Source organism: Trinickia sp. (genome assembly GCF_051961175.1).
Taxonomy (GTDB): Bacteria; Pseudomonadota; Gammaproteobacteria; order Burkholderiales; family Burkholderiaceae; genus Trinickia.
Genome location: NZ_JBQCDN010000307.1, coordinates 1 through 11,383, shown reverse-complemented (window position 1 = coordinate 11,383; position 11,383 = coordinate 1). Strand labels below are relative to the sequence as shown.

8 protein-coding genes and 2 pseudogenes are annotated in these 11,383 nt (G+C 63.6%); 7 read left to right on the top strand and 3 right to left on the bottom strand.

What is annotated here, in order from left to right; translation table 11 throughout:
- Positions 1-220, top strand: a pseudogene (locus tag ACTHL0_RS18590) (hypothetical protein); the annotation flags it as partial.
- 204 nt (positions 221-424) lie between these two features.
- Here the strand turns inward: ACTHL0_RS18590 and ilvD are convergent.
- The 3 genes from ilvD to ACTHL0_RS18575 form a co-directional block, all read right to left on the bottom strand.
- Positions 425-2,287 carry a dihydroxy-acid dehydratase gene (gene ilvD / locus ACTHL0_RS18585; protein ID WP_440568305.1) on the bottom strand — a complete coding sequence of 621 codons (1,863 nt, stop codon included), beginning with the start codon at positions 2,285-2,287 and terminating at the stop codon, positions 425-427.
- 213 nt (positions 2,288-2,500) lie between these two features.
- On the bottom strand, positions 2,501-3,814 hold the full coding sequence (locus ACTHL0_RS18580; protein ID WP_440568304.1) for an MFS transporter: 1,314 nt from the start codon (positions 3,812-3,814) through the stop codon (positions 2,501-2,503).
- 128 nt (positions 3,815-3,942) lie between these two features.
- A complete protein-coding gene (locus ACTHL0_RS18575; RefSeq protein ID WP_440568303.1) occupies positions 3,943-4,995 on the bottom strand; it encodes an ABC transporter substrate-binding protein in 1,053 nt (350 codons plus the stop codon).
- 193 nt (positions 4,996-5,188) lie between these two features.
- Between ACTHL0_RS18575 and ACTHL0_RS18570 the strand changes: the two genes are divergently transcribed.
- From ACTHL0_RS18570 to ACTHL0_RS18545, 6 genes and pseudogenes are all read left to right on the top strand, one after another.
- On the top strand, positions 5,189-5,854 hold the full coding sequence (locus ACTHL0_RS18570) for a response regulator transcription factor (protein WP_440568302.1): 666 nt from the start codon (positions 5,189-5,191) through the stop codon (positions 5,852-5,854).
- Complete coding sequence (locus tag ACTHL0_RS18565) at positions 5,841-7,250, top strand: sensor histidine kinase (protein WP_440568301.1); 1,410 nt, start codon at positions 5,841-5,843, stop codon at positions 7,248-7,250. Before ACTHL0_RS18570 ends, ACTHL0_RS18565 begins: the two co-directional genes overlap by 14 nt.
- A gap of 89 nt (positions 7,251-7,339) precedes the next feature.
- Positions 7,340-8,467 carry an AAA family ATPase gene (locus ACTHL0_RS18560; protein ID WP_440568300.1) on the top strand — a complete coding sequence of 376 codons (1,128 nt, stop codon included), beginning with the start codon at positions 7,340-7,342 and terminating at the stop codon, positions 8,465-8,467.
- 804 nt (positions 8,468-9,271) lie between these two features.
- On the top strand, positions 9,272-10,360 hold the full coding sequence (locus tag ACTHL0_RS18555) for a calcium:proton antiporter (protein WP_440568299.1): 1,089 nt from the start codon (positions 9,272-9,274) through the stop codon (positions 10,358-10,360).
- 124 nt (positions 10,361-10,484) lie between these two features.
- Positions 10,485-10,853, top strand: a complete 369-nt coding sequence (locus ACTHL0_RS18550; RefSeq protein WP_440568297.1) for a DUF2946 domain-containing protein — start codon at positions 10,485-10,487, stop codon at positions 10,851-10,853.
- Positions 10,854-10,932: 79 nt separating this feature from the next.
- A pseudogene (locus ACTHL0_RS18545) lies at positions 10,933-11,383 on the top strand (TonB-dependent receptor); the annotation flags it as partial.

Genomic DNA, 11,383 nt, shown 5'->3' with positions numbered 1-11,383 from the left:
AATGCACATGGCGCAAGCGCAAATGATGGCGATGCAACAGCAAATGCTGGCGTTGCAGCGTGCCGCGTTCACGGGTACGTTCGCCGCACCCGCGCAGCAGGCCGTTGTATTCGCCGCGCCGATGTGGGCGATGCCGGAGCCCGTGGTTGTCGTGGTGCCGACGCAGCGGGTCGCTCCGCCTGCGGTCGCGCCGGCAAAGCCAGCCGGGATCAAAGCGTAAGGCTTGCCCGATCCCGCTTCGCTCGGTGGAGATCACGAGCACACCGCGTGCCATGCGACCAGAAGGCCCATGGCACGTCTTTATTGAAGGTTCACATGCGCGCGCCCAGCAGACGTCCGATTGGATCGCGCATAGCAAAACCGCCGGCAAAGCCGGCGGTTTCGTTCCAGACAAAGGCGGCGTAATGCACCGCCTCTAATCGCTTTACTTCCGCTTCAACTGCGAGATATCGCGCACGGCACCGCGATCGGCCGACGTCGCCAGCGCGGCATAAGCTTGCAACGCTTGCGATACGACGCGCTGACGATTCTCCGGCTGCCAGGCTTTATCGCCGCGCGCGTCCATCGCCGCACGGCGGCGCGCCAATTCCTCGTTGCTGACCGCCAAGTGCATCTTGCGTTGAGGAATGTCGATCTCGATCACATCGCCTTCTTCCACGAGCCCGATCGTGCCGCCTTCCGCCGCTTCGGGCGACGCGTGCCCGATCACGAGCCCCGACGAGCCGCCCGAGAAACGGCCGTCCGTAAACAGCGCGCACGTCTTGCCCAGGCCCTTCGACTTCAAATACGACGTGGGGTACAGCATTTCCTGCATGCCGGGGCCACCCTTCGGACCTTCGTAACGGATCACGACGACGTCGCCCGCCACCACCTGATCGCCGAGGATCGCTTCGACCGCGGCATCCTGGCTTTCGAACACACGGGCCCGCCCCGAAAACACCCACTGCGATTCGTCGACGCCGGCCGTCTTGACGATGCAGCCCTTCTCCGCCAAGTTGCCGTAGAGCACCGCGAGGCCGCCGTCCTTCGAATACGCGTGTTCCTTGTCGCGGATGCAGCCCTTCGCACGGTCGCTGTCGAGCGCCGCATACACCGCCTCTTGACTGAACGCGACTGTCGTCGGAATGCCGCCGGGCGCCGCCCGGAAGAATTTCTGGGCGTCCTCGCCCGCGCCGCCCATCACATCCCACTTGGCCAGCGCATTGCCGAGCGTGCCGCTATGCACGTTGCCGCACGACAAGTCGAGCAGCTCGGCGCGCGCCAGTTCGCCCAGAATGCCGACAATCCCGCCGGCGCGATGAACATCCTCGATATGGTATTTGTCCGTGGCCGGTGCGACCTTGCACAGGCACGGCACCTTGCGTGAGATGCGATCGATGTCGGCCATCGTGAAATCGGCCCCGGCTTCCTGCGCGGCGGCGAGCAAGTGCAGCACGGTGTTCGTCGAACCGCCCATGGCGACGTCGAGCGCCATCGCGTTTTCAAAGGCGCGCTTGGTGGCAATGTTGCGCGGCAGGACCGAAGCGTCCTCTTCCTGGTAGTAGCGGCGGCACAAATCCACGATCAAACGGCCGGCTTGCTCGAACAAGCCCTTGCGCCAGGCATGCGTGGCGACGACCGTGCCGTTGCCGGGCAATGCGAGGCCGATCGCCTCGGTCAGACAGTTCATCGAGTTCGCGGTGAACATGCCCGAGCACGAACCGCACGTCGGGCACGCACTGCGTTCCACTTCGGCCACCTCGGCATCGCTGATCTTCGGATCCGCGGCCTTGATCATCGCATCGATCAAATCGATCTTGGCGATCACCTGGCCATCCGTCGGCGATTTGACCTTGCCCGCTTCCATCGGGCCACCGGATACGAACACGACGGGGATGTTCAGGCGCATCGCGGCCATCAACATGCCCGGGGTGATCTTGTCGCAATTGGAGATGCAGACCATCGCATCGGCACAATGCGCATTGACCATGTACTCCACCGAATCGGCGATCAGCTCGCGCGAAGGCAGCGAATAGAGCATGCCGCCGTGGCCCATGGCGATCCCGTCGTCCACGGCGATCGTATTGAATTCCTTGGCGACACCGCCGGCCGCTTCGATTTCCTTCGCGACGAGCGCGCCCAAGTCCTTCAAATGGACGTGCCCCGGCACGAACTGCGTGAACGAGTTCACGACGGCGATGATCGGCTTGCCGAAATCGTCGTCCTTCATTCCGGTAGCGCGCCACAAGGCGCGGGCACCGGCCATGTTGCGGCCGTGCGTCGAAGTGCGTGAGCGGTATTGGGGCATCTGCGTCCTCAGGTATCGCGGTCGTATATTGGAATGGTGTCCGGCCAGCGGAATCGGCGCGCTGGGCCGTGACGGCAGACCGGCGATCGGCAGGAAGGAACGGGAAGCGGCCCCTGCCGACGCGCGGTATGCCTCTTAAACGTCCGAAATACTGAAAGATTCTCGGTCAGACGTCCAATATATTTTTTCTACGAGACTAAGTCGTAACAAATATCACGCCGGCACGCCGGCTATCGCGCGTTCCGAACGGATCCAGGCGATGCTCGCGCCCAGGCCGAGCACGGCGAGGCAGACGATCGGCACGATCATCGGCCCGAACGCGGTGCCGGTGGCCTTGCCCGCGAACGGCATCAGGTTTTGGCCGAAGAAGCCGCCCAGGTTGCCGATCGAATTGATCGCCGCGACGCTCGCGGCGGCGCGCGCCCCCGTGAAGTAGCGCGGCGGCATCGACCAGAAGCACGGATACAGCAGAGGAATGCACGCGCCGCCGAGCACGAGCGCGACGAACCGCAGCGGCGTTGACGGCAGCACGAGGCTCAGCAAGAAGCCCAGCCCGCCGCACCCGGCAACGATCGCGATCGCCCGCAAAATGCTCTTCGAGCGGCGCAGCTTCGCCGGGAGATACACGAGCAGCACGACCGACAGCGCCCACGGCAACATGCTCAGCACGCCGTTCGTACTGTTCGACACGCCGAACGACTTGACGATCGTCGGCAGCCAATAGGTCACGCCGTACAGCGACGTCGACATCAACATATACGTGGCGGCAAACAGCATCACGCGCGGATCGAGCAACGCCTTCCACGGCTGCGCATGCTCCGCGTGCTCGGGCTTTTCGCGTTCGAGGGCGGCGGCGACGATCCGCTTTTCCGGCTCGCTCAGAAAGCGCGCTTCCCGGTACGAAGCCGGCAATAGCTTGAACACCGCCACGGCCACCAACACCGCAGGCAGGCCAGTGGCAATGAACACCCATTGCCAGCCGGCGAGGCCCCCAACGCCGTCCAAGCTCAGCAGCCACCCGCCCACGAGCGAGCCGAGCATGTTCGCGAGCGCGCTGCCGAGCGTGAAGATGCCCAGTACGCGCGCGCGATAGCTTTGCGGAAACCACAGCGTGAGGTAATAGATCACGCCTGGATAAAAGCCGGCCTCGGCGACACCGAGTGCGAAGCGCAAACCGCAAAACACTTGAATCGACGTCGTGAAGCCCATCAATACCGTGATCGCCCCCCAGGTGAGCATGATGCGGGCGAGCCACACGCGTGCGCCGAACCGATGCAGCGCGAGCGTGCTCGGCACTTCGAACAGCAGATAGCCGATGAAGAACAGCGATGACGCAAGACCGAACGCGGCCTCTGTCATATGCAGGCTATGCACCATCTGCAGCTTCGCGAAGCCGACGTTCTGCCGATCGATGAACGAGATCAGGAACATGATGACGAGGATCGGCAGCAGACGCCGCGCCATCTTTGACATGACCGCGCGCTCTGGTGCGGACTGTTGAGGCTCGGCGGCCGAGGTTGCGTTCATTGGGTACTCCTCCTTGGATTCGAATCGTTGAAAGGGCCCCCGCTCGACATGAGCGGCGTGCGCGGGCGAGCCGGGCGGGCTGTGAGGCGGGGCCATGCGACGGGCTATAAACCGGGCTATAAACCGGGCTATGAAGCGCGATATTCGCCAAGCTCGGTTGCGAACATTCCGTACCAGGTGCGCGGCTTCGTTTTGATCGTGCCGACTTGATAGAGAAAGTCGACGAATTCCATGAGCCGATCGGGCCACACCGAGAAGCGCGTATGCGCCGCGGCAAGCATCCGCATCACCGCATCGAGCGAGACGTTGAGGTTCGAGGCAGCCGCGTAAGTGGCCGCTGCCGATCGCGGGTCCTTCGCGATGAGGCGATTCGCTTCGTCGAGGGCCCGGAGAAAAGCGCGTGCAAGCAGAGGCTGTTGATCGACGATCCGTTTCGGGGCGAATACGACGTCGAGCGTCAATGGGCCAAGCACATCGATCGAATCGACAACGCGGTGAATGCCCGGTTGCCCCAATTCGAGCGTCGAAAAGGGCGGCGATCCGAAATGCGCGGTGATACCGCCTTCGCGCCGAATCAATGCCTGCATCGCCTCGGGGTGGGGCAAATTCACGGTGATCGCATCGAGCTGCGCGAAATGCGAAGGCCCCAGCAGTTTGCTCGCCAGCATCTGCAGCACCACCGCTGAAAGCGATGTTCGAATACCGGGCACCGCGATCCGGTCGGAAGACGTGAAATCGGCGAGCGACTTGATCCCAGGCCGGTTCGTGTTCAGGGAAAGCGAGGTGGTCGACAGGCCGCTGATACCGATGACCTCGACGTTCGGAATGCCGCGCGAGCGCGCCCATAGCTCAATGAATCCCGGCGCGCCGGCCGCGGCGAAGTCGAGCGAGCCGGCCATCATGGCGTCGTCCACCGAATTGCCGCCGTCGAGCAGCACCCAGTCGACGCGCACGTCGCCGATGCCCAACTTCGCGGCGTGGTGCTCGAACAATCGCTGCTTCTCCATCACGAGCAACGGCAGATATAAGAGGCCATAACCCTTCGAGATGCGCACGCTGCCGGCCTTCGCCTGCACCCACGCGGGGGACAGCACCGCACCAAGGCCGGCTGCCACCAAGGCACGGCGTCGGCGCGAAGGCTCCCTGACACCGTGGCACACCGTGCTCGCCCCGTACTGCATCGTATCGTCTCCTCTCCTCTTCTATGGAAGCGGCTCTCGCCGTTCATCCACGCATGTTCGCAAGATTAGCCACCGAGTCTGAGAAAATGCTGAGATCGATTCCCCGGGAAAACCCGTAATCGCACGAGGCAACGAGCGAACCAGTAAACGAGCAACCGAGCAACCGAGCAAACGACTCCGCAGGAAAGGCATCATGCGCATTTTGGTGGTAGAAGACGATACGGAAATCGGTGCGGCGATCCGCGCGCGCTTGACACGGCTTGGGCATGCGGTGGATCTCGAAGCGGACGGCGCGACGGCGAACACGCTGCTGCGCGTCGAGCGCTTCGACCTTGTCGTGCTGGACGTGATGTTGCCAACGATGGACGGCTTCGCGATTCTGCGCAATCTGCGCGCGGCCGGCTGCGGCACGCCCGTCCTGCTGGTGACGGCGCGCTCCGCGATCGACGATCGCGTCAGCGGCCTTAAGCTCGGCGCCGACGATTATCTCGTCAAGCCCTTCGATTACCGGGAACTGGAAGCGCGCGTGCAAACGCTGTTGCGTCGCCATACGGGGCATGCGGATAACCTCGTTCGAGTCGGCGGTCTGTCGATCGATCGCAGCAGCCGGTTGGCCGAACTCGACGGCAAACCGCTGCCGCTGTCCCGCCAGGAATTCGCGCTGCTCGAAATTCTCGCGAGCCGTCCGCAGCGGATTTTTTCGAAGGAGGACCTGCTGAACCAATTGTTCAGCTTAGGTAACGAGCCGACGACCAACGCTGTCGAACAGTACGTCACGCGCGTGCGCAAAAAACTGCAGGGCAGCTCGGTCGAAATCAGGACGGCTCGCGGCATGGGGTATCAGATTGCTACGCTTTGAGTGGTTTCGCAAAACGCTGTTCGGCCGAACGCTGCTGTTTATCGCGCTGATTGTGGCGTCGGGCGCGGCGGGCCTCGCCATGATTGCCCGCTACTACGCGGGCGTCGCATCGGAACGCGCCTACGATCAATTGCTGGCGGGCGCGACCATTCAGGTGGCCGAAGATCTTTACGTGCAAGGCGGCGTGCTGGCGCTCAATCTGCCGGTGGCGGCACTTTCGACGCTCTCGCGGTATGACCTCGTCTACTACAAGGTGACCGATTCGCGCGGCATGGTCGTGGCCGGCTATGCCGACCTTCCGAGTCCGGCCAGCAGCGCCGCCGCGCGAAACGGCCCGCTGTTCGGCAACGGTAATTATCAAGGGCAGCGCATTCGCACGGCCACCCTCGCCCGCTACCTGCCTGAAGAGCGCACCCCCGGATGGGCCGTCGTCACCGTCGCGCAAACGACGCACGCTCGCGCGCAACTGACGAACGAAATGAGCCTGAAGGTATGGACGCTCATTGTGCTGATGAGCGTGCTCGCGATCGGTGCGAGCGGCCTCGCCATCCGGCGCGGCCTGCGTCCGCTCGCGAAGATCGAGACGATCATCGCCGCCCGCGATCCGGCCGATCTGCGTCCCGTTGCCGCCGATACGCCTTCGGAAATCAATGCGATCATCGGCGCCATTAACGGCCTGCTGGGCCGCCTCTCCGAACGCATGACGGCCATGCAGCGCTTCATTGCCGACGCCGCGCATCAGATGCGCACGCCGCTCGCGCGGCTCGACGCGCAGATCGAGCTGCTCAGTGGCGAGCACGATCCATCGCGCTATGCGGCACGTCTCGATGCGCTGCGCGCGACCTGCTCCGACGTCGGCCGGCTCACCGGGCAACTGCTCAACCATGCGATGGTCATTCATCGCACGCAAGCCGTTCCATTGCAGCCGGTGGATCTCGTTGGGCTCGCGAAGGAAGTGCTCGGACGAACGATCCCGCTTGCCGACGAACGCGACGTGAGCGTTGCGTTCGAATGCGATCGGCCCGACGCATACATCGACGGCGATCCGATCAGCTTGCAAGAAGCCCTATCGAACGTGCTGCATAACGCGCTGCTGCACGGCAAGGCGGATACGCTCGTGGTCTCCATCGTCACGTCGGAGACGTCCGTGGCGGTGACCGTCACGGATAATGGCCCCGGCATTGCCCGCGAGCACTGGGAAGCCGCGCTGCGTCCGTTCGAAAGGCTCGGGCAGGAAAACACCTCGCGCCACACGGGATCGGGGCTCGGGCTCGCGATCGTGCAAGAAGTGGTGACCGCCCACGGCGGCCGGGTGGGCTTCGCTTTCCCCGCAACGGGCGGCTTCGCCGTCACGTTGACGTTGCCTCGTGCGGCGAATCGAACGGTAGCCGAATAACGGCGGACAGGCCGCTTACGGGCGCGGTTATCCGAAATTATCTCCGATTGGTATAATTATACCGGCTACGGATAATTTTGGATAATCGTATGGAACTGACGGAACTGTGGCATTTCCCCCGGCCGGACCTCGCGAGCGCCTATCTTGCCACGCTGAACGCCGGGCTCGTCACATCGACGACGATTTTCGCCCCGCGCCGCACGGGTAAGACGGTATTTCTTCTGAGGGATCTGAAGCCGCTCGCCGAAAGCGAGGGCTACACGGTCGTCTATGCCGACCTCTGGCAGACACGGCAAACGCCGGGCGCGGCACTCGTACGGGCGATCGAGGAGGCCCTCGAGCCGCACTCGCTGCTGGACAAAGTCATCGCCCGCCTTCAAACGCCCGTCAAGGCACTCAAAGGAAAAGCCGAGTTCGCCGGTGCGAAACTCGAGGGCCATATTGACCTCGAACACGATCCCAAGCGAGAGATCACCGATACGGCGCTTTTAATCGACGCGCTGATTGCCGAGCTGACGAAGCGCCGGCCCATGCTCTTTCTGATCGACGAAGCACAAGCACTCGGCCGCAGCAAAGAAGGCGAGGAGATGGCTCGCGCGTTACGCACGACGCTGACCAAACAACAGCGTAAGCTTCGCATGCTGTTTACCGGGTCTTCGCGTACGAAGCTCGGCCATGTCTTCACGAATGCCAATGCACCGCTTTACTCGGCCGCCAGTACGGTGCAGGACTTCCCGCTGCTTGGCGACGATTTTGTCGACAATATCGCACGCCGGATCAAAGAATCGACGAGACGCAAGCTCGATGTGGCTGCGGCGCGCGAGGCATTCGAGCTCTTCGGCCGGCGTCCCGAGCCGCTGATGGAGGCGGTGCTGGCTCTGATGATGAGCCCCGCGCTCACGTTTCAGCAGACAATTGCGATGCAGCAGGAAAAACTCGCCCGTAGGGAGAATCACGAAGGAACGTGGAATTCACTCGACGCGACCGAGCGGGTGCTCGTCCGGATGCTGGCGGACGATCCTTCGATCAAACCCTTCGCCAAGGCGACCCTTGTGAGGCTGCGCAAGCATGTGGGGATCGAAGACCTTCAGGCCACGCATGTTCAAAAGGCGCTTAACCGGCTCGCGGAAAAGACCGTCGTAGCCAAGAGCCCGCGCGACGTGTACGAGTTCGAGAACGAGAGTTTTGTGGACTGGGTTCGTAACATCGTGGATTGACCGGGCCGCGTTGCCGCCGATCTCGCTTTCATATGCTGTGGGCCGCATCGATCGGATTGCCAAAGCGTTTGAACGGATGCTTGAGCAAGGCTAAACCGTGATGTAGCATGGCAGCTCGCCTCGTACGTGCGTTTAAAAGCGATCGATCGCGGCGAACGGAGCAGCAGCTCGAGCGAGCCGCTGCATTGGGCCGATCCTCCCATTACTTGGATTAGGCGGGAAACGCCATGCATTTCGTCGAATTGAAATCCGCGAACCCGGCCGATACTGTGATTCATCGACTCGCTGATCGGCCACAGGCCCGACAGTCTCAGTCGAGATCCGAGACCTTCAGGAGATTGGCATGGGCACGTTGGCGGTAATTTTTTCCATCTGGGCTTTGGTCGCCACCTGCGCTGCGCTGTTCATCCGCGGCGCGAGCCCCCGTCTCGAACGTGCTACCGTTGTCGTGACGGAACGGCGCCCCACGCGCTCGCCGCTCGCCGAATAACGTTTTTCCTTCGGGGTCGAGCGGATCGCTGCGGTCTTCCCGCAGCCACTTGGCCTCGGACAGGCGCCTGTCCCTATCACGGGCTCGCGCGCTCGGAGCCATCCCCAAACGCAGCATCGTCGTACGACGCTGCACCGAGCACGCTTCTCGCAGCAAACCCCAAACCCTCTTCGCAGCCGGGGCGGTAGCCGGCGCATCCTGATCGCCCGGCATTGAGTCGGCATCGCGCCGCTTGCCATTGCACGCGTCGATGCCGTCTCCAGCTTGCCTGATATTATTTCCCGCTCGCGCCGGCTACGATCAAGGACTCCCCTATGTCAACCGCATCGCATGCACTCCCGCGCTGGACGCTCTGGGCGCCGCTCGCCGCGTGGCTGATCCTTGGACTATCGCGCCTCATACCGGCCGAAGGCATCGCGATCGCCTTGATTGCCGTCGCGCTCGCCGGCTGCGTATTCGCCGCGGTCCATCATGCCGAGGTGGTGGCCCACCGCGTGGGCGAACCATTCGGCACGCTGGTGCTCGCGGTGGCCGTGACGATCATCGAAGTCGCCTTGATCGTGTCGGTCATGCTCTCCGCCGGCCCCGAAAAAGCCGGCCTCGCGCGCGATACGGTTTTTGCCGCGATCATGATCGTCTGCAACGGGATCGTTGGCCTGTGTCTGCTCGTCGGCGGCTGGAAGCATGGCGAACAGGACTTTCAAGGACGGGGCGCGAGCAAGGCGCTCGCCGTGCTCGCCGCACTTTCGGTGCTGTCGCTCGTGATGCCTAACTACTTGAGTGCGATGCCGGGGCCGCAACTGTCCACGTCGCAGCTCGCGTTCGCGGGCGTGTCATCGCTTGTGCTTTACGGCGTGTTCGTCTTCGTGCAAACCGTGCGCCATCGCAATTACTTCCTTTCCTCCGGCAACAGCGACGATACCGCTCACGCGGCCGCGTTGCCGAGCGGACGCGTCGCGCTCACCAGCCTCGTGTTGCTGCTGGTGAGCCTCGTCGCCGTCGTCTTGCTGGCGAAGCTGCTCTCCCCGGCTGTCGAACGCGGGGTGGCCAACATCGGCGCGCCGGCCGCGACGGTCGGGATCGTTATCGCCGCCCTCGTGCTGCTGCCCGAGGGCTTGGCCGCGGTCGGGGCCGCACGCGCGAATCGATTGCAAACGAGCATGAACCTGGCGCTCGGCTCCGCACTCGCGAGCATCGGCCTCACGATTCCCACCGTCGCCGCGGTATTCATCTGGGTCGGGCGCCCGCTCGCACTCGGCATCGGCGGAATGGAAACCGTCTTGCTGACACTGACGTTGTTCATCAGCAGCCTGACGCTGAGCAGCGGCCGCACAACCGTCCTGCAAGGCGCCGTGCATCTCTGCCTGTTCGCCGCGTATTTATTTCTGTCGGTCACGCATTGAGACGGCCGATGCCGCCCGCGGCCGCATGTGCGGCATCGGCCGCAGGGGCGGCATCAAACTTGTTCAATCCACATGAATCGCTTCCGATGGTAGACTGCGGCGCACGTCAATCCGCAGCATGACCATGGCTCTCCGATCCCGCAAACACCTGACCGCATGGCTTGGCCTCGTCGCCATGTGGCTCATCGTGCTCGCGCCGATCGTCAGCCAACTCGTCGTGGCCGCGCATCGAGCCGATCCGTCTGCCGCCCCGCTCTGTTCGGCGGTCGAGCCCACCGCCGGTTCCGCGCATGCCACGCCGGCCGATCCGCTCGCGGCGTGCGGCTACTGCGATCTACTCGCCGATCACATCGCCATGCCGGCCGTGCCGCCCGCGCCGCTCGTGCTCGTCATGCTCCTCGTATCCGTCACCGTCCCGGTGCTGAGCGTGCGCTTCACGCCGCTAGGCGCCTTCCCATCCGGCCGGCCTAGAGCCCCACCCGCCTTTTCCTGATCCCCGTTACCCGCAGCCGATTCGATGCGCCCATTGAAGGCGCGCGCGGCTGTTCGTTCAACGAATTCAGGAAGACGACATGTTGTACTTCGCCTCGCGAAGGCCGGGCGCCCGCGCGCGCCGCCATGCGCGATTCACCACGCTCGCGCTCGTCCCGTTCTCGCTTGTCGCGCCCGTCGCATGGGCCGCGGCCGATGCCACGCCGAGCATCGATACCAACGCCCGTAGCGCCAGCCCGGAAACACTCGCCAGCGCCACTCGGGACGGGGTTGTCTTGCCGACGATTACCGTCAGCGCCGCAGCCGGGGCCGGCCGCACCGGCCCTGCCCTCGACCCGAATCTACCGGCCTCGATCGAAACGGTGACACGCAAACAGTTCGACAACTGGAACGTCGTCAACACGGAAGACACGCTGAAATACCTGCCGAACCTGGCGGTGCGCAAGCGTTTTATCGGCGATCTGAATTCGATCATCGCGGTGCGCGGCACGAGCAATACGCAAAGCGCGCGCGGCCTGGTTTACGCGGACG